We start from the raw sequence: 18,820 nt of genomic DNA, 5'->3' as shown, positions 1-18,820 counted from the left end.
AGACCTTTCCCCGCTGATCACATTGCCGGAAAAGGTAAATAGTCATTAACCGCGGGCGGAAAAAACGCGCGCAAGGGGTCCCAAAACGAGAAAAGCGCCGGATTGCTCCGGCGCTTTCCGTTTGGTTGCGGACTGTCAGTGCCCGGCTGGCATGCCGCCGGGCGCCGCCTCGGGCTTGCGCACGAACATGGCGGCAATCACCATCAGCACCGAAATGATGGCGCCGCACAGGAAGCCGGAGCGGATACCGGCCGCCAGGGCATCGACACCGGTCAGCCCCTCGCTGGCTGCGGCGGCGGTGCGCAGGCTCATGACCGCCACGAACAGGGCAATGCCCGCCGCGCCGGCGACCTGCTGGACCGAACCCAGGATGGCGCTCGCATGGGAATAGAGCGGCATGGGCACCGACCCCATGGAGGCGGTGAAAAGCGGCGTGAAGGTCAACGCCAGGCCGAAGCTCAGGGTTATGTGTCCGGCGACCACCGCCCAGATCGGGGTGTATTGGCTGACCAAGGTCAGGGACCACATTACCAGCGATACAAGGATGACGCCGGGAACCAGCAACGGCTGCGGGCCGACGCGGTCATAGAGCCGGCCGACGATGGGGCCCATCAGGCCCATCAGCAGGCCGCCGGGAAGCAGGATCATGCCGGTCTGCAGCGTATCGAGACCCAGCACGTTCTGCGTATAGATCGGCAGCAGGATCGAGCTGCCGAGCAAGGCAACCATGGCGATGGCCATGACGACGAGCGCGAAGGTGTAGTTGCGGTGCTGCAGGGTGCGCAGATCGAGCAGGGCCTTGTCCTGGTGCGACAGGTTCACCTGACGCCAGATGAACACCGCCATAGCAACCAGACCCACCAGAACCGGCACCCAGGCCGGAATGGCCGAACCATGCTCGGCGCCTTCGCCCAGGCTCGAAAGGCCATAGACGAGGCCCCCGAAGGCGAATGCGGAGAGGATCACCGACAGGATATCGAGCGGCGCATAGCGGGGCGTGGACACATTGCGGATGCGCGAGGCGCCCAGCACCAGCGCGCCAATGGCGATGGGCAGGGTGAAGTAGAACATGAAGCGCCAGTCGAAATGTGCGAGGATGAACCCGCCAATGGTCGGCCCGATGGCCGGCGCCACTGACATGACGATGGAAATATTGCCCATGGTCTTGCCGCGGCCCTCTGGGGGAACAAGGGTCATGACCGTAGTCATCAGGAGCGGCATCATGATGGCGGTGCCGACGGCCTGGACCACGCGCCCGGCGACGAGCAGTTCGAGACCCGGCGCCAGCGCGCAGACCAGGGTGCCAAGCGAGAAGATCGCCATGGCCAGCATGAAGATCGGGCGGGTATTGAGCCGCTGCAGCAGGAAACCGGTCACCGGAATGACAACGGCCATGGTCAACAGGAAGGCCGTGGTCAGCCATTGAGCGGCACTGGCGGCCACGCCGAGATCATTCATCAGGTGGGGAATGGCCACGCTCATGATGGTTTCATTGAGAAACACCACGAAGGTGGACACCAGGAGGATGCCGATCACCAGGCGATTGCGCGCGGCGTTGTCGGGCTCGCCTTCCGTGACCTCCGGGGCGGCGTCCATTGTTGCGTCCATTGTCATCATCATGTCCTTCCGGGGCCTGTCGCTACGCCACCATGACGGGTGGTCCGCGCATTCTTCGACACGGTGTTTCAAATTTTTGCGACGGTCTGTGTCAGCAGCCAGACGCACAACGCGTTTCGCCCAGGGGCGGATACGCGCGAAAATGGGTGGGGCTGAGTGGACCGGGCAGAGGGGCGCTCTCTACTCCCAACACCCCTGCCCGTCCAGTCTTGTAATGCATGACAGGCAGACCGATATGCATGGGGGCGGTGATGCGGCACCGCTTCATGTTCTTGTTATGTTCTCATCAACCTGATAGCCTGTTCCTGCGTTAGGGAAGTAGCGATTCTTCCTTGCGCCGGCAGGAGAACAGACATGGCCCTTTACCAGGCCCCCTCATTTGAAGCGCTCGAGCGGCTCAGCCGCAGCCGCGATGCCGATCTGGCGCGGCGTGAACTGGTGCAGCCGGACCGGGCGCGCGGACGCGGCGCACAATCGAACCGCGCCGGCCGGTTCGAAACCCATCAGCGCAGCGGATTCGACGACGGCTGGGGGAGCGTGGAAACCCTGCCCCTGTTCGAGACGATCGAACATGTCGAGCGCGCAAAGACCATCATCACCACCAATGACAGCCCCGATGTCGGCTTCGAGCGGTCGATCAACGCCTATCGTGGTTGCGAGCATGGCTGTTCCTACTGCTTTGCCCGGCCAAGCCACGCCTATCTCGGGCACTCCGCCGGGATCGATTTCGAGCGCGACATCTATGTGAAGACCAATGCAGTCGAGGCCTTGCGAGCGGAACTTTCGGCAAAATCCTACCGGCCCAAACCCATTGCCATGGGCACCAATACCGATCCCTATCAGCCGGCCGAACGCACGCATAAGCTGACGCGCGGCATTCTCGAGGTGATGCTGGAAACCCGCCACCCGGTGATGATCACCACCAAATCGGCGCTGATCGTGCGCGATCTGGACCTGCTCACGGAACTGGCTGAACTCAATCTGGTCAAAGTGGCCCTGTCGGTGACTTCGATGGATCACAAGCTCAGCCGCAAGATGGAGCCGCGCGCCTCCTCGCCGGCACGGCGGCTGGAAGCAATCCGGCTGCTCAGCGAAGCGGGCGTTCCGACCGCCATCTTTGCCTCGCCGATGATCCCGGCCATCAACGACATGGAACTCGAGCGCATTCTCGATGCCGGCAAGGCCCAGGGCGCGATCAGCGCGCAGATGATCCTGCTGCGCCTGCCGGGCGAGGTGCGCGACGTGTTCCGCGAGTGGCTGCTGCGCCATTTTCCCGACCGGGTGCGGCATGTTCTGTCGCTGGTGCGCGACACACGGGGCGGACGCGACAACGACCCGCGTTTCGGCAGCCGCATGGTCGGTGAAGGGCCTTATGCAACACTGCTGCGCCAGCGCTTCGAAAAGGCACGCGATCGCTACGGACTGGACGCGAAACTGCCGCCGCTGCGCTCCGACCTGTTCGAGCCGCCCAAGGTGGACAGCCCGCAGATGAGCCTGTTCTGATCTTAACCGCCGCTTGGCAGATCAGTATTGCGCGACCTTGCGGGCATAGGTCGCCATGAAATCCAGCGATGCCAGAACGCCCTGCATGGAGAGGCGCGTCGAAACCGGCTGTTCGACACCCGTGAGCGGGACCGAGAGCGTGACGGCGACGCGTTCGCTCATGCGCTCGATGACCTTTTCCCGCAGAGCCGGATCGGCAATGAAGAACTGATTGACCGTGTTGAAGCGGGTTTCGATATCGGAATTCATCGCCAGGCTGATCGGGGCCTCGCCGCCGAAATGCAGAACCATCGGGCGTGCCGGATCATATTCACCCTTATCGGGAGACACGGTTATCGCCACGTCGAGCGTGCCGTCCAGCCGGTTGCGGATCAAAGTCAGCTTATAGGCCGGCAAGTTGGCGCCGTTGAGCTCCTGGCTGCCGGTGCTGGCAAAGCAGGAATAGCCGTAATAATCGGCGGCGTCCTCGTTGATGGCATCGGGACAGGCGGCGAGCCAGTCGCGATGGTATTCGCGCCATTCGCCATAAGGATGATGGAAGGGTTCCGCAGCGACGGGTGCCGCAAGCAGAGGCAAAGCCGCTAGCAGGCCTGCAATGCGCATGTAAGTCTCTCTCGCCTTTGCCCCCCGGCGCCTGTGCTATATCAGCACGGTCAGGATTTTGAAATGCCGAGTCGCCGATGACCGTTCAAACCATCAATGGTGTCACCGTCTATTTCGTTGCCAAAACTGGCCCGGCACTGGCCAGCGAACAGGATGCGCTCGACATTCTGGGGGAAACCTATGGCACCGGGGCCGACATGATTGCCGTGCCGGCGGAGCGCTTCGGACCGGCGTTTTTCGACCTCAGTTCCAGGCAGGCCGGGCACTTCTTCCAGAAGCTGCAGAATTACCAGATGCGTCTGGCGATCATCGGTGATCTTGTCGGGGCCTTGTCCACCAGCAAGGCGCTGCGGGATTTTGTCGGCGAGACCAACCGTATCGGCCATCACCTGTTCGTGACCGACTCCGCCGCGCTCGAGAACGCTCTGGGCGGAGCGGCCTGACATGGGCCGACGCAGGCCAACCACCGATCCAGCACCGGCGCTTTTCGCCGGTGAGGCCGACGGCCCAGACTTCAGCCATGAAACCATGTTGATGGCGCGTGGGGCCCGCTATGTGGCGGGTGTCGACGAAGCTGGTCGCGGGCCGCTGGCGGGACCTGTGGTGGTCGCCGCGGTGCGGCTCGACCCGAACCATATTCCATCGGGTCTCGATGATTCCAAAAAGCTCAATGCCGAGCGTCGCGACCACTTGTACGAGGCCATTATGGGCCATGCCGATGTCGCCATTGCCACGGCGCCGCCGGACGAGATCGTCAGCAAAAATATTCGCGGCGCGACCCTGGCGGCAATGGCTCGGGCGGTGCGTGCCCTGCCGCAGGCCGCCGACCGCGCCCTGATCGACGGACGAGACGTTCCCCCCGCCCTGCCCTGTCCCGGTATCGCCCTCGTCGGTGGGGACGGGCGGAGCCTGTCGATCGCGGCGGCTTCCATCGTCGCAAAGGTGACGCGGGATCGCATGTGCGCAATCATGGATTGCGATGCGCCAGGCTTCGGCTTTTCGGGCCACAAGGGCTATGGCACCGCCGCGCACCTGGCAGCCCTCGACCGGCACGGACCCTGCCGCCACCACCGGGCCGAATTTGCGCCGGTGGCCATGCTGTTGCAACGGGCTACGGTGACCTAGAGCGTTTCACCCTTAAACTGAACCATCGCCTTCATCGCCCCCTCGCCCCTCAGGGGAGAGGGATGGGGTGAGGGGTGAAAGCCCCTCGGCAAGAACGCGAGTGTGAACCCCTCATCCGGCGCTTCGCGCCACCTTCTCCCCTCAGGGGAGAAGGGAAAGGCTCCAACGTTTCAGACCGAACGTGTCGAGGTCTAGAGCGCGGATTAACGCCCCGCTAACCCCTTGCGAACGCTCCATTAACCTCAACGTTCTATAACGGTCTTGTTAGTACTGCGTTAGGGTTAAGTGTATGTTGAGTACCGCGCGTACGGCCCGCAAGGCCGATGCGGAATGGGGGGCTCCACGCCTTCCGATCGATACTATCCTGGTGGGCGATTGCATCGACCACATGAATAGTTTGCCGGCCGGCTCCATCGATCTCATTTTCGCAGATCCTCCCTATAATCTGCAACTCGAGCAGGGTCTCACCCGCCCCGACCAATCCAAGGTCGATGCGGTCGATGACGACTGGGACAAGTTCGACAGCTTTGCCCACTACGATGCCTTCACCAAGGCCTGGATGAGCGCGGCCAAGCGCCTGCTCAAACCCGATGGCGCCATGTGGGTCATCGGCTCCTATCACAATATTTTCCGCGTCGGCACGGCCCTGCAGGACCTCGGGTTCTGGATGCTCAATGACGTGGTGTGGCGCAAGGCCAACCCGATGCCGAATTTTCGCGGCACCCGCTTCACCAATGCGCATGAAACGCTGATCTGGGCGGCAAAGAGCCAGAAAAGCCGCGTCACCTTCAACTATGAGGCGATGAAGCTCGCCAATGACGACACGCAGATGCGCAGCGACTGGCTGTTCCCCATCTGCACCGGCGCCGAGCGGCTCAAAGGCGAGGATGACAGCAAGCTGCATCCGACCCAGAAGCCCGAAGCGCTGCTGTTCCGCATTCTCAATGCGACTACGAAGCCCGGCGACGTCGTGCTCGACCCGTTCTTCGGCACAGGCACGACCGGGGCCGTCGCCCGGAAACTGGGCCGGCACTTTATCGGCATCGAGCGCGAGGCCAGCTATATCGAAGGCGCGCGCGAACGCATTGCCAGCATTCGCCCCGGCGTATTCGAGGCCCTGCAATCGGTCACGCCAAAGCGCAAGGAAGCCCGGATTCCCTTTGGTTCGCTGCTCGAACAGGGATTGATCGAACCCGGCGCGCAACTCTTTGACACCCAGCGGCGTTACTTTGCCATGGTTCGTGCAGACGGCTCGCTCGTCTCGGGTCCACACCAGGGGTCGATCCACAAGGTCGGCGCGCTGGTTCAGGGGGCCGAGTCATGCAACGGGTGGACCTTCTGGCACCACGAACGCTCCGGCAGTGTCGAGCCGATCGATAGCCTTCGGTCTGACATTCGCCAAAAACTTGATTTGATTTCTGCCTGATCTTGACCTCCAATCAGCTCATCAGGCTCTAATAACTGGCCGCCGGTTTGCCCCGGCGGCCTTTTTTGCTGATGCCATCGCGACGCAATAACCGCCACTACGCCACAAGCGCAGCTACGCACCAAGATAACCTTCTATCAAAATTAAGTACAAACAAGCGAGTGTTAGCAAAACAACAAGCATATGAGGAATCGTCCAACTATATTCGACAATCTTGTATGCAAACATTCGTATTGAACTAACAACCCACAAAAATCGACCCTGATAGATCCTATCTTTGAACAACTTTGGCTTCGTCGCTTTTATGAGATCATAATCCATATTTTCGTGGTTGAATGAACAATCATCCAAGGACGCCTGATACTCTTTTTGCAGGTCATGTATTTTCTCCTTATCCTCCCTTTCTTCGACTGTCAGCAGCATTAACTTATTGAAGACGGTAGCAATTTTTCTGGCACTTCTATGCAACTGCTCACCTTTGTGAACAAAATTTCCTGAAGCCTCCAAAAACGTAGTAATAATAATAAACACTGAATTTATTATGGTAAGCGCTAACAACGCCTGCGAAGCAGGTTGACTAAGCTGAAATATATTTGGAACAAGTGACAGTATAATTACAAACAATGAAAGAACAGATATGACCAAGTATGACCATTTATTCCGCCTTTCTAGTCGAAGATTGGCCTGAAATCTTGCATCTCGCGTAATCTCTACTCGGCGCTTTAGATCGTTAAATGGCTCTAGATTAACTGGCGCGCTGACCGCAGCAACAACTTCCAATGCCATCAAAACCCCCAATATTTATGGACAACCCCAAAAAATATATCATGCAACTGAAGCAATTCCAGCTTCCGCCAATACCTTCCTGTACAGCGTCGGCAATGCCTCACCCTTAAGGGCCGCAGGCGGGGACCACCAGCCCCCGTCGAGGTCATCGGACGCCACTTCGGCCGACCAGACTTCGAGTTCCAGCCGGAAATGGGTGAAGATGTGGACGACCTGTCCGTGATGGCGCCACTTGGCCTGGACGGGATAGAGAGGGCTTGCGAGCTCAGCGGCCCAGTCCGAGCCGGGCACCTCGGTCATGCCGGCAAGCAGGCCTTTTGCCGGCCGGCTCTGCAAATAGACGTCGCCGGACCCGTCGCGCATCACATAGGCATGGCCACGCCGCACCGGTCTTTCGGCCTTGGCAGGTTTGACGGGGTAGGCCAGCGGATTGCTCTGGCGCGCGGCGATGCATCCCGGCTGGAGCGGACAGACGAGGCAAGACGCGTTGCGCGGCGCACAAATGGTGGCGCCGAGGTCCATCATCGCCTGGGCGAAATCGCCGGCCCGCTCGGGCACACAGGCCTGAAGGGCAGCCCGCAGCTCCGGCTTGGCCTCGCGCACCGGCACATCGAGCGCGTAGTAGCGCGCCAGGACCCGGTCGAGATTACCGTCGAGCACGGCGACCGGCTCATCGAAGCAGATGGCGGCAATGGCCGCGCTGGTATAGGCGCCGACGCCCGGAAGCCCCTGCAAGGCCGCGGCGGTTTGGGGAAAAATGCCGCCGTGATCGCGATGCACAACCTGGGCGCAGGCATGCAAGTTGCGGGCCCGGGCATAGTAGCCGAGCCCGGCCCATTCGCGCAGAACGCTGTCGAGGGGGGCGGCAGCAAGATCGGCGACCGTCGGCCAGAGCGTGGTGAAGCGCACGAAATAGGATTTCACCGCAGCGACCGTGGTCTGCTGCAGCATGATCTCGCTCAGCCACACGCGATAGGGATCAGGCCGCAGACCCGCGCACCGGTCGGACGGCGAAACGCGCCAGGGCAGGTCGCGGGCGTGGGCGTCGTACCAGGCCAGAACGGCGGCTGAATCGATCGGATGCGCATGGGCAAGGGGCATGGCCGAGGGATAGCGGTTTGTCCGCGCGCCTCGCAAGAGGAATGACCTCGGCCGGATTGGTGCTGAAACTTGCTTCGGGCCCAGAGAGGGGCGTTTCAAGTGCATCAAACCAGAGGTTCCCGCTTTCGCGGGAATGACCTTGTGTGTGGTGGGGGAGGTCAACGCGCGTGGGGGATGCGGCGGTTGAGGCGGAAGCGCAGGTAGCCGTCTTTTCGGGGCACGCCATGCGGGTGCCGATGCCATATCGGCCTTGTGCCCTGCGGTGCGCCCGCGCTACTCAAATTTCATGGCAAAAGACGACCTGCCCGAACCCAAACGCCGAAACAAGACGCTGTCCGTAGCCGATGCGCTGGGCAGTGCGCTCGATCCTGCGCTGCGCAAGCGCGGATTTGCCAGCCGCGATGTGATCAACCAATGGGCGGTGATCGCGCCCCCGCCCTTTGAAAAGACCACCCAGCCGGACAAGCTGGTCTGGCCGCGCGGCGACCGGGACGGCGAAGGCGCCGTGCTCTATCTGCGCTGCGCACCCGGTCAGGCGCTGTTCGCCCAGCACGAGGCGCCGGCCATTGCCGCTGCGGTGAACCGCTATTTCGGCTATGTGCTGGTGGCCGATGTCAGATTGTCTGCCGAACCGTTCACCCCCGGTTCAGCCGGTGGGGGTCATAAACCCAGCCAACCGAGCCAGAGCACGATTGCAAAGGTCGGCAAAGCGACCGAAAAGGTCGAAGACAGGGATCTGCGGGAAGCGTTGCGGGCATTGGGCCTGGCGCTCTCCGGCAGATCGGAACGGAAAGACGGATAGACTGTTCACCCCCAAGTGATAGTCATGCCCACTTGCCGACACCTTCCCCAAGTGTAGTGTCGCGCAAAATCAATACCAGGAGCCAATACCCGTGCTGATCAACCGCCGTGATACAATCATTCTTGCCGCTGCCGCCTCTGCCCTGAGCGTGGCCGGCATTTCCGGCACCCAGGCCGCGGAAGGCGACATGATCGATGTGGCCAAGTTGATGGCGCCTGCCGGGGGCCTGGCCGACCATGCCGAGGGCAATGCCGATGCGCCGGTCACCGTGATCGAATATGCTTCGCCCACCTGCCCGCACTGCGCGACCTTCCACAACACGGTCTATCCCGAGTTCAAGACCGCCTATATCGAGACCGGCAAGGTGAACTTCATCCTGCGCCCCTTCGTGCGCAATGCGCTCGACGCGGCCGTGTTCATGCTGGCCGAGGCCGCCGGCCCCGAGAACTATCACTCGGTCATCGAGACCTATTTCAAGACCCAGACGACCTGGGCCGCCTCGGAAAAGCCGCGTGACGCCCTCTACACCATTGCCCAGCAGCTCGGTTTTACAGAGGAAAGCTTCAACGCTGCCTTGACGAATCAGGACCTGTTCACCGCGATGGAAGCCCAGCGCGAGCAGGCGCTGGATGAATTCGGGCTCTCGGGAACACCGACCTTCTATGTCAATGGCAAGACGCTTTCGGGTGGCAAGACTTTGGAGCAGCTCGCTGCCGAAATCGACCCGCTTGTGCCTGCCGATTTCGTGGCTCCGGCCGCCGGCGCGGACGTCGCACCGGCAGAAGACGCCATGGCCCCAGCTGCTGACGCAATGGCCCCTGCCACCGAAACGCCGGCAACTGACACCACCACCGCGCAGTAAGCAGACGACTTCTGCCTTCTCCCACTGCGGGAGAAGGCCGCGCTTCGCGCCGGATGAGGGGTTCGCGTTCCCGGCTGGAACCCCTCGCCCGCCCTTCGGGCACCCTCTCCCACAAGGGGAGAGGGAAAATACATCATTGGGGCATGGGGCATGAAATTCTCCCGCCTCCGCCTCCACGGCTTCAAGAGTTTCAGCGACGAGACGGTGCTGGTCATGGAGCCGGGCCTGACCGGTATTGTCGGACCCAATGGTTGCGGCAAGTCGAACCTGGTCGAGGCCATGCGCTGGGTGATGGGCGAAAGCTCGTACAAGGCCATGCGGGCCTCGGGCATGGATGACGTCATCTTTTCGGGCTCGGGAAACCGCCCGGCCCGCAACACGGCCGAAGTCACGCTCATCCTCGACAATTCCGATCGATCGGCACCCGCTGTGCTCAACACGGCCGATGTGCTTGAGGTGACCCGCCGCATCGAGCGCGAGGCGGGTTCGGTCTATCGCGTCAATGGCAAGGAAGTGCGTGCGCGCGACGTGCAACTGCTGTTTGCCGACGCTTCGACCGGCGCCCATTCGCCGGCCATGGTCCGCCAGGGCCAGATCGGCGAACTGATCGCGGCCAAGCCGACGGCGCGACGCGCGCTTCTGGAAGAAGCAGCTGGTATTTCGGGCCTTCATTCCCGGCGCCACGAAGCGGAATTGCGGCTGCGCGCTGCCGAGAGCAATCTCGAGCGCGTCGACGACATCATCGCCCAGGTCGAGAGCCAGCTTGAAACGCTGAAGCGACAGGCCCGGCTGGCCAATCGCTATCGCGGGCTTTCCGGTGACATTCGCCGGGCAGAGGCGACCCTGTTTCATATCCGCTGGGTTGCGAGCCGGGTCGCCGAAAAGGAAACCGAGGCCGCCCAAGCGGTTTTGATCCGCCAATTGGCCGATGCCAATCATGCCGAGCTTGCCGCACAGAAGGCGGCCGAGGCGGCCGAGGCGGCGCTTGCGCCGTTGCGCGAGCGCGAGGCGGTGACTGGTGCGGTTCTGCAGCGCTATACCATTCTGGCCGAACAGCTGGCCGAAGAGGCGCGCCGGATCGGCCAGCGCCGGGTCGAACTCGAAGACCGCTTGCGTCAGATCGCGGCCGACGGCCAGCGCGAGCGTGACCTGGTCAGCGAAAGCCAGGCGACACTGGCCGGCTATGCTGAGGAACAGCAGCGCCTGACGGCGGAACAGGACGCCGCCCAATCCGATTTCGAAGCCGCAAAGGGCCGGGCCGAGCTGGCGCGGTCGGCGGTTGCAGAAGCCGAACAGGCGAACCGGAGCGCCGCCGATACCCTCGCGCAATTGCGGGCGCGCCGGACGCAGGCGGAGCGCAACCTTGCAGAGGCCAGGACCCGCCATGGCCGGCTGGCGCAGCAGGTGGCCGAGGTGGAAACGGACCTGGCCAAGGTGATTTCGGTACTGGACGCCGACGAAACCCTGTCGGCGCGCCGGGCGGCGCTGGAATCGGCACAGGCAAGCGCTGCAACTGCCGAACAACAGGCCCTGTCGGCCGAGGAGGCGGCGAGTGCCGCTCAAGCTAGGCTCGACACGGCACGCCCCAGGCTTGCCGAGCTCGACGCCTTGGTAACGCGCCTTGAGGCAGAAGCCTCGACCCTGGCGCGAATGCTCAATTCAGGCGATGGCGGGCTCTGGCCGGCGGTGGTCGACGAACTGGCCGTGGCACCCGGCTATGAGACGGCGCTCGGCGCAGCGCTGGGCGATGACCTGGAGGCCTCCTCGGACCTTGGGGCGCCGATCCACTGGTCGGTGGCGATAGACGGCTATGACGACCCGGCGCTGCCGCAGGGCGCAGAACCGCTGTCGCGCCATGTCTCGGGCACACCGCTGCTCAAACGCCGGCTGGATCAGATCGGGCTCGTGGACGCCATCGACGGGCCCGCGCTGATGCGAGCGCTGAAACCGGGCCAGCGCCTGGTGACGCTGGAGGGCGCCCTGTGGCGCTGGGATGGTTTCGTGGCCGCTGCCGACGCGCCCAGCGCCGCCGCACAGCGCCTGGCTCAGCGCAACCGCCTGGCCGAACTGGACGAGGAAGTGACGCGCGCCAAGGGCGAGCGCAACGGCTGGAAACGCGATGTCGAGGCTCTGGCCAGTGCCGTGACCGAAGCCCGGCAGGCCGAGAAAGCAAGCCGGGAAGCCTGGCGCGTTGCTCAACACGCCATCGGTTCGGCGCAGACAGAGGTCGACCGGGCCCAGCGGGCCATCGGTGATCTCGCCACCCGCCGGACGGCGCTCGAGGAAGCACGCACACGCCTTGCCGCTAGCTTGAGCGAGGCCGAAACCATGCAGGTTGAGGCAGAAGCGGCCATGCATGACGCCAGCGATGAAAGCGCTATCGCCGCGGAAGTCGAGGCCGGACAGCGCCAACTGGCTGCCCTGCGGGACCAGGCCGACCAGGCCCGGCTGGCTCTCGGCACTGTCGAATCGGCGGCACGAATCCGCGCCGGCAGGCTCGACCAACTGGCGCGGGACGGGGCGGCCTGGCAAAGGCGCCACGATGGGGCCCAGGCGCAACTGGCGACGCTGGATCAGCGCAGCGCCGATGTGGCGGCCCAACTGACCGCCTTGGCGGAAGCACCCGACGGGTTTTCCAGCAAAAGGGCGCAACTGGATGACCAGATCGAGACGGCACGCTCAGAGCACCAGATCGCCGGTGACCGTTTCAATGCCGCCCAGACGGCCTGGCGCGAGGCGGACAAGGCACACAAGACCGCCCATGATGCTCAAAACGCCGTACGCATCGAGCTGACCCGGATCGAGGAGCGCCTTCGGGGCAGCATGGCCCAGCGGCAGCAGATCGAGCGCCAGACCGAGGAAACGCTGGGTATTCCGGCCAGCAAGACATTGGAAGTGTCGGGCATCCGTCCGGAGGAGGCCCTGCCGGCCGAGCACCCAACTGAACAAAGGCTCGAGCGCCTCAAGTCGGAACGCGAACGGTTGGGCGGCGTCAACCTGTCGGCCGAAAAGGAAGCCGAGGAGGTCCAGGAAAAACTGGACACCATGGTCCGTGACCGCGACGACATTATCGAAGCCATTGCCAAGCTGCGCGGCGGCATTTCAGCCCTGAACCGGGAAGGCCGGGCCCGGCTCAACGAGGCTTTCGGCAAGGTCAACGCCCATTTCCAGGAGCTCTTCACCACGCTCTTTGGCGGTGGCACGGCCGAGCTGAGCTTTGTGGAAAGCGATGATCCGCTCGAGGCGGGTCTCGAGATCATCGCCCGCCCGCCGGGCAAGAAGCCGCAGACAATGACCCTCCTGTCGGGCGGCGAGCAGGCGCTCACCGCCATGAGCCTGATCTTTGCAGTGTTCCTGACCAATCCGGCGCCGATCTGCGTGCTCGACGAGGTCGATGCGCCGCTGGACGACGCCAATGTCGAGCGCTTCTGCAACCTGCTCGATTCCATGCGCCAGCGCACACAGACCCGTTTCATGGTGATCACGCACAATCCGATCACCATGAGCCGCATGGACCGCCTGTTCGGCGTAACCATGGCCGAGCGCGGCGTCAGCCAACTGGTGTCGGTGGACCTGACGACGGCCGAAAGTTACCGCGAAGCGAGTTAGACTACTGCGTAGCCTATTGCTCGGTCGAAACTGCCAGCTGTTCGCGCAGGTCGGCGACGGTGCGGTGGGCTGCGTCGAGCTCGGCGCGGAGATCGGCAATTTCGCGCTGCAGGTTTTCCACGATGGTCCCGCCCTGTGCTTCGGCGGACACGGGCGCTACCTCGCTGGTGCCGGTCGTGACGCGGGCATGCAGGGCCCGCAGATAATCGAGATCATCGGGATAGGACTGGCCGGCGCGGGCCTCAGCCTGGATGCGTTCGAGATCCTCAATGGTATCTGAGGTCATGTCTCCCCTGGCCAGCAGCTCGGAGACCAGGCGTTCGACATCGGGCAGATTCATTTGGAGCCTCGTTCATTTCATCCACAGCGTTCTGCCATGCCCTATTCAGGGCCTGAGGACAACTGGAGCAATGCCGCAGGGCGCCAAGCGCGCCCAGAATCCCTCCCGGTTGCCACGACTCCGCCACGAACTGGGTGTGGACAGCATGCCGCACCCCTTTTGCAAACCAAATATGTCTTAAAAAACATAAGCTTACCTCAAAGCCAGCCGCCTTGACACCAATAGGGGCCACCACTATGTTGCGCGCGACTTGATAAGGGCGCCCGGAGAACCGGGAAACTGGCCGGCCAAGGGGAGCTGCGGATGACCAAACCGCCGGACGACCAAGGCAAGCCAGGCAGCGCTCAAGGGGTGACGCACGATCTCGCATCGCGCATCGCCTCCGCCAAGCGGGAGCGGGAACGGGAGGACAACAGAGCCTCGCGCGATGCTTCCCCGGAGATGAGTGGTCTGGCGCGCGGCTTGCGCATCGGTACTGAATTCGTCGCCGCGGTCATGGTGGGAGCCGGTATTGGCTACCTGATCGACCTTGGCCTGGGAACCAGCCCCTGGGGCTTGCTCATCCTTCTGATGATGGGCTTTGCCGCTGGAATCCTAAACGTCATCCGAGTGGTGGCGGAAATGAATGCCGCATCGCCTGCCCCGCCGGGGTCCGATCTCGGACCCGACGCGGAAGACGAAGAGCGGGACGAATAGTGATGACACTTAGAGGGCTCCATGGCCGGTACTGACCCGATCCACCAGTTTGTCATCTATGACATTGCCAAGCTCTTCACCATTGGTGGAGATGGCACCGAAGGTTCGGGCACCACCTTTGCCTTTACCAATTCGTCGCTGTTCATGGTCCTGACCGTGGCGGTGATCGTGGCCTTCCTGCTGTGGGCCACTGCCGGCAAGCGCCTGGTTCCCAACCGTCTGCAGCTGGTGGCCGAGCTGCTCTACGAGTTCGTAGCCGGAATGGTGCGAAGTTCGGCCGGCAAGGAAGGCATGAAGTTCATGCCGCTGGTGTTCAGCCTCTTCACCTTCATTTTCGTGGCCAACATGTTCGGCATGGTGCCGTATTTCTTCACCGTCACCAGCCACATCATCGTCACCTTCGCGCTGTCGATGCTGGTCTTCCTGACCGTCATCCTCTACGGCTTCATCAAGAACGGCCCGAAGTTCCTCAAGCTGTTCGTGCCGGCAGGCGTGCCGGGCTATATCCTGCCCATCGTGACGCCGATCGAAGTCATTTCCTTCCTGTCGCGTCCGATCTCGCTGTCGGTTCGTCTGTTCGGCAACATCCTTGCCGGCCACATTACCCTCAAGGTGTTCACCGGCTTCGCCGTGATGATGATCGCGGGTCTCGGTGCCTTTGGCTGGTTTGCAGCCATCCTGCCGGTCCTGATGGCCATCGCGCTGACCGGCCTCGAGTTTCTCGTCGGTGCAGTCCAGGCCTATGTCTTCGCGGTCCTGACCTGCATGTATCTCAACGACGCGATCCACCCGTCCCACTAACCCCCATTTCCGGTGGATGACCCGCCGGACCCCAAAAGTCGCTTGAAAGGACATTAAAATGGAAGCTGAAGCCGCAAAGTTCATCGGTGCCGGTATTGCCACCTTCGGTATGGCCGGTGCTGCCCTGGGCGTGGCCAACATCTTCGGCAACTTCCTGTCGGGTGCCCTGCGCAACCCGTCGGCTGCTCCGAGCCAGTTCGGTAACCTGATCTTCGGCTTCGCCGTGACCGAAGCTCTGGGCATCTTCTCGTTCCTGGTTGCCCTGATCCTGCTGTTCGTCGCCTAATTCGCGACAACGCCAAGATTGAAGCGGCCGGGCCATTCCGTCCGGCTGCCTCCCTGTTCCGGCCTTTCGGCCGGGTGACCGGATTTAACGGGACCTCGACCAGATGGTAACGCAAGCCTACGCTCAAGAAGCGGAAATTCCGGCGGAGGATCACGGCACCGAAGCCGCTGGCACCACCGACGCTGCGCACGCGACCGACGACGCCCATGGCGATCCGACGGCCGATACACATGCGACGACCGAAGCGCATGGCGGTGACCATGGTTCGGACGTTTTCCCGCCCTTCGACCCCGCAACCTTCCCCAGCCAGCTGCTGTGGCTCGCCATTACCTTTGGCGTGCTCTATCTGCTGCTGAGCAAGGTGGCCCTGCCCCGCCTCGGCGGCATCGTTGAAAACCGCAAGGCTCTGATCGACGCCGATCTTGCCGCGGCCGATGCGGACCGCCAGAAGACCGATGCGGCCATCGCCGCCTATGAAAAGGCCCTGGCGGAAGCCAAGGCCAAGGCCCAGGGCATTGCCAGCGAAACCCGCGACGCCATCCAGGCGGACCTGGCCAGCAAGCGCGCCGCCGTAGAGGGTGACCTCGCCGCCAAGGTGAGCGAAGCCGAAGGCCGCATTGCCCAGACCAAGGCCGAGGCCCTGACCCATGTCGACGAGATCGCCGGCGAAACGGCACGCGCCGTTGTCGGCCAGCTCGTCGGTGACGTTTCCGCAGACAGCGTTCGCGCTGCCGTTGCCAAGGTCAAGGGGTAAGCGCCATGCCAGAATGGTTGGATAACAGCTTCTTTGCCACGGTTGGCCTGGTCATCTTTCTCGGCCTGATGGTGTATTTCGGGGTCCCCCGGATCATCGGCAAGATGCTCGACGACAAGATCAAGCAGATCGAAACCGACATTGCCGATGCCAAGCGCCTGCGCGAGGAAGCGGCCGCCCTGCTCACCGAGTATGAGCAGAAGCGCGTCGCCGCCGAGCAGGAAGCCGAGGGCATCGTTGCCGCCGCCAAGGAAGAGGCCACCCGCCTCACCGCCGAAGCCCAGGCATCGCTTGCAGAACTCGTGACCCGCCGCACCAAGGCCGTCGAGGACAAGATCGCCCAGGCCGAGGCCCAGGCGATTGCCGAAGTCCGCGCCCGCTCTGCCGATGTCGCCATCGAGGCGGCTCGCGTGGTGCTGGCTGACGAGATGAACAAGCAAGGTGGCAAGGTCATCGACGCCGCCATCGCCGATGTCGGCAGCAAGCTGAACTAAGCGGCGATCTGGTCTCACACAATCAAGGCGGGCAGCGATGCCCGCCTTTTTCGTTGCCGGCGCCTTTCCTCCCTCCCTTGTGGGAGAATTGCAGGGTGAGGGTGTTCTCTCCGCGTGCACAGAGCGACGTCTGGACATTAGCCCCCTCATCCGTCTCGCGCTGCGCGCGATCCACCTTCTCCCACAAGGGGAGAAGGAAGAAACCGCAATTGACGCCTCACAGATTCTCCCCCATGGTGCGCCCGACTGCGGGAGAGACTGGTCCTTGCACCAGCGCCGAAGGAGCAACCGCCCCGGAAACTCTCAGGCCAAAGGACCGCAGTCAGGTCAGGAACTCTGGAAAGCAGGCCTTTCGGCCTCTCCGAAGGAGCAACCGGCGCTCAGCCGGGAAATCTCTCAGGGCAAGGACAGAGGGGGCACGCATATCCGCCACAGGCGGAGCCTTGTCGTGTCGCCTTTGTATCAGAGAGAGTCCATGGCCGAAGCGCAGATCGCAGACCTCAAGCAGACACCGCTTTTCGAACGTCACCAGGCCGCCGGTGGCCGGATCGTGCCGTTCGGCGGATATGCACTACCGGTGCAGTATCCGACGGGCATCATGACCGAGCACAAATGGACCCGCGAACAGGCGGGCCTGTTTGACGTCAGCCATATGGGCCCGAGCTTTCTCGTGCTCAATAATCCCACGGGCGTTGCCGATGCCGATCACGCGGCAATCGCGGCCATTATCGAGCCGCTGATCTGCGGGGACATTGCCGGCCTCAAGCCCGGCCAGGTCCGCTATACGCTGCTGCTCAACGCTCAGGGCGGCATCATCGATGACCTGATGGTTGCCCGTTCCCCGAACACGCCCGGTGGGCTCTATATCGTCGTCAACGCCGGCACCAAGGACAATGACTTTGCGCTGATCGAAGCTGCCGCAGGCGACAAGGCGAGGCTGATCCGCGCCGATGGCGACCATGCCCTCCTGGCCTTGCAGGGACCGGAAGCCGTCAACGTGATCGCCAATGAAATTCCGAAGGCCGCCGACCTCGGCTTCATGAATTACGGCGCGTTCAGCTGGGGCCAGGACACGGTTTTTGTGGCACGCTCCGGCTATACCGGTGAAGACGGGTTCGAAATCCTTGTCCACAAGCATGACGCCCTGGCCCTATGGGACGCCCTCCTGACCGACACCCGGGTCAAACCCGTGGGCCTCGGCGCCCGCGACAGCCTGCGCCTCGAGGCCGGGTTGCCGCTTTACGGTCATGACCTCAACGACACGGTCTCGCCGATCGAGGCCGACCTGGGCTTCGCCGTCTCCAAACGCCGCCGCGAGGCTGCCGATTTTCCGGGTGCAGAACGCATCCTGGCCGAGCGCGACGGGCAGCTTACCCGCAAGCGGGTGGCCCTGATCGTTGACGGCGCGCCCGCCCGCGAAGGAGCGGACATTCTCGATACTGACGGCAATATTGTGGGCGTCGTGACCAGCGGCGGCTTTGCCCCTTCGCTCGGCAAGGCCATTGCACTGGGCTTCGTGCCCCCCGCCCTGGCCGTTCCCGGCACGAAACTGCAGGTTTCCGTGCGCGGCCGCGCGCAGGCCGCCGAGACCGTCACCGCTCCATTCGTTCCCCACCGCTATTTCCGCAAGTCAGCCTGAGGCCCCAACCATGACGACCAAGTTCACCCCCGACCACGAATATATCCGCGTCGATGGCGAAACCGGCACTGTCGGTATCACCAATTACGCCCAGGAGCAGTTGGGCGACATCGTCTTTGTCGAACTGCCCGCCATCGGCAAGGTGCTGAAGAAAGGCGATGAGGCTGCGGTGGTCGAGTCGGTCAAGGCCGCCTCGGAAATCTATGCACCGGTTTCCGGCGAAGTCATCGCCGTCAACGACGCGCTCTCGGCCGAACCGGGCAAGCTCAACACCGACCCCGAGGATGGCGGCTGGATCTTCAAGCTGAAGATCGCGGACGCGGCAGAGATCGACGCCCTGCTCGATGATGCCGGCTATGCCGATTTGACGAAGTAG

The 18,820-nt window shown here is 62.9% G+C and carries 19 protein-coding genes and 1 riboswitch; of the genes, 14 read left to right on the top strand and 5 right to left on the bottom strand.

Features of this window, described 5'->3' with window-relative positions; translation table 11 throughout:
• Positions 1 to 135: 135 nt before the first annotated feature.
• Positions 136 to 1,614 (bottom strand): MDR family MFS transporter, encoded by a 1,479-nt coding sequence (locus KIT02_RS17000; protein ID WP_297580400.1) that lies wholly within the window; start codon positions 1,612 to 1,614, stop codon positions 136 to 138.
• Between the two features lie 357 nt (positions 1,615 to 1,971).
• Here KIT02_RS17000 and KIT02_RS16995 point away from each other — a divergent pair, with 357 nt between their 5' ends.
• Complete coding sequence (locus tag KIT02_RS16995) at positions 1,972 to 3,120, top strand: PA0069 family radical SAM protein (RefSeq protein WP_297580398.1); 1,149 nt, start codon at positions 1,972 to 1,974, stop codon at positions 3,118 to 3,120.
• Between the two features lie 21 nt (positions 3,121 to 3,141).
• Here KIT02_RS16995 and KIT02_RS16990 read toward each other — a convergent pair whose 3' ends face one another.
• Complete coding sequence (locus KIT02_RS16990; protein ID WP_297580396.1) at positions 3,142 to 3,723, bottom strand: hypothetical protein; 582 nt, start codon at positions 3,721 to 3,723, stop codon at positions 3,142 to 3,144.
• A gap of 77 nt (positions 3,724 to 3,800) precedes the next feature.
• Here KIT02_RS16990 and KIT02_RS16985 point away from each other — a divergent pair, with 77 nt between their 5' ends.
• From KIT02_RS16985 to KIT02_RS16975, 3 genes are all read left to right on the top strand, one after another.
• Positions 3,801 to 4,166 (top strand): DUF4180 domain-containing protein, encoded by a 366-nt coding sequence (locus KIT02_RS16985; protein WP_297580394.1) that lies wholly within the window; start codon positions 3,801 to 3,803, stop codon positions 4,164 to 4,166.
• A 1-nt stretch (position 4,167) separates the two neighbouring features.
• Positions 4,168 to 4,848 (top strand): ribonuclease HII, encoded by a 681-nt coding sequence (locus KIT02_RS16980; RefSeq protein ID WP_297580392.1) that lies wholly within the window; start codon positions 4,168 to 4,170, stop codon positions 4,846 to 4,848.
• A gap of 289 nt (positions 4,849 to 5,137) precedes the next feature.
• A complete protein-coding gene (locus KIT02_RS16975; RefSeq protein ID WP_297580390.1) occupies positions 5,138 to 6,274 on the top strand; it encodes a site-specific DNA-methyltransferase in 1,137 nt (378 codons plus the stop codon).
• A gap of 114 nt (positions 6,275 to 6,388) precedes the next feature.
• Here the strand turns inward: KIT02_RS16975 and KIT02_RS16970 are convergent, their stop codons facing one another.
• Together KIT02_RS16970 and mutY are read right to left on the bottom strand one after the other, a co-directional pair.
• Positions 6,389 to 7,060, bottom strand: coding sequence for an SLATT domain-containing protein (locus KIT02_RS16970; RefSeq protein ID WP_297580388.1), 672 nt, complete (start codon positions 7,058 to 7,060; stop codon positions 6,389 to 6,391).
• Between the two features lie 39 nt (positions 7,061 to 7,099).
• The gene (gene mutY / locus KIT02_RS16965) at positions 7,100 to 8,137 is read right to left on the bottom strand and encodes an A/G-specific adenine glycosylase (protein ID WP_297585388.1); all 1,038 of its coding nucleotides are present in this window, start codon (positions 8,135 to 8,137) and stop codon (positions 7,100 to 7,102) included.
• 310 nt (positions 8,138 to 8,447) lie between these two features.
• On the opposite strand from mutY, the gene KIT02_RS16960 reads away from it, so the two are divergent.
• The 3 genes from KIT02_RS16960 (at position 8,448) to KIT02_RS16950 (ending at position 13,434) form a co-directional block, all read left to right on the top strand.
• Positions 8,448 to 8,963 carry a DciA family protein gene (locus KIT02_RS16960; RefSeq protein ID WP_297580386.1) on the top strand — a complete coding sequence of 172 codons (516 nt, stop codon included), beginning with the start codon at positions 8,448 to 8,450 and terminating at the stop codon, positions 8,961 to 8,963.
• A gap of 91 nt (positions 8,964 to 9,054) precedes the next feature.
• Positions 9,055 to 9,825, top strand: a complete 771-nt coding sequence (locus tag KIT02_RS16955) for a thioredoxin domain-containing protein (protein ID WP_297580384.1) — start codon at positions 9,055 to 9,057, stop codon at positions 9,823 to 9,825.
• A 150-nt stretch (positions 9,826 to 9,975) separates the two neighbouring features.
• Complete coding sequence (locus KIT02_RS16950; protein WP_297580382.1) at positions 9,976 to 13,434, top strand: AAA family ATPase; 3,459 nt, start codon at positions 9,976 to 9,978, stop codon at positions 13,432 to 13,434.
• 13 nt (positions 13,435 to 13,447) lie between these two features.
• Here the strand turns inward: KIT02_RS16950 and KIT02_RS16945 are convergent, their stop codons facing one another.
• The gene (locus KIT02_RS16945; RefSeq protein WP_297580380.1) at positions 13,448 to 13,774 is read right to left on the bottom strand and encodes a hypothetical protein; all 327 of its coding nucleotides are present in this window, start codon (positions 13,772 to 13,774) and stop codon (positions 13,448 to 13,450) included.
• 303 nt (positions 13,775 to 14,077) lie between these two features.
• On the opposite strand from KIT02_RS16945, the gene KIT02_RS16940 reads away from it, so the two are divergent.
• From KIT02_RS16940 to gcvH, 7 genes are all read left to right on the top strand, one after another.
• Positions 14,078 to 14,470: an AtpZ/AtpI family protein gene (locus KIT02_RS16940; RefSeq protein WP_297580378.1), complete on the top strand. Its 393-nt coding sequence runs from the start codon at positions 14,078 to 14,080 to the stop codon at positions 14,468 to 14,470.
• A gap of 21 nt (positions 14,471 to 14,491) precedes the next feature.
• Positions 14,492 to 15,271, top strand: a complete 780-nt coding sequence (locus KIT02_RS16935) for a F0F1 ATP synthase subunit A (protein ID WP_297580376.1) — start codon at positions 14,492 to 14,494, stop codon at positions 15,269 to 15,271.
• Positions 15,272 to 15,329: 58 nt separating this feature from the next.
• Positions 15,330 to 15,557 (top strand): F0F1 ATP synthase subunit C, encoded by a 228-nt coding sequence (locus tag KIT02_RS16930; RefSeq protein WP_067459640.1) that lies wholly within the window; start codon positions 15,330 to 15,332, stop codon positions 15,555 to 15,557.
• Between the two features lie 103 nt (positions 15,558 to 15,660).
• Entirely contained in the window at positions 15,661 to 16,311 is a 651-nt protein-coding gene (locus KIT02_RS16925) for a F0F1 ATP synthase subunit B (RefSeq protein WP_297580373.1), read from the top strand.
• A 5-nt stretch (positions 16,312 to 16,316) separates the two neighbouring features.
• Positions 16,317 to 16,805, top strand: a complete 489-nt coding sequence (locus KIT02_RS16920; protein ID WP_297580371.1) for an ATP F0F1 synthase subunit B — start codon at positions 16,317 to 16,319, stop codon at positions 16,803 to 16,805.
• Positions 16,806 to 17,044: 239 nt separating this feature from the next.
• Positions 17,045 to 17,134: riboswitch (glycine riboswitch) on the top strand.
• 146 nt (positions 17,135 to 17,280) lie between these two features.
• Entirely contained in the window at positions 17,281 to 18,444 is a 1,164-nt protein-coding gene (gene gcvT, locus KIT02_RS16915; RefSeq protein WP_297580369.1) for a glycine cleavage system aminomethyltransferase GcvT, read from the top strand.
• Between the two features lie 10 nt (positions 18,445 to 18,454).
• Positions 18,455 to 18,820 (top strand): glycine cleavage system protein GcvH, encoded by a 366-nt coding sequence (gcvH, locus tag KIT02_RS16910; RefSeq protein WP_297580367.1) that lies wholly within the window; start codon positions 18,455 to 18,457, stop codon positions 18,818 to 18,820.

It is taken from the genome of Devosia sp., from assembly GCF_025809055.1.
GTDB lineage: Bacteria > Pseudomonadota > Alphaproteobacteria > Rhizobiales > Devosiaceae > Devosia.
Note: the sequence above shows the minus strand (reverse complement) of the source record. Positions and strands in the feature narration are given on the sequence as shown.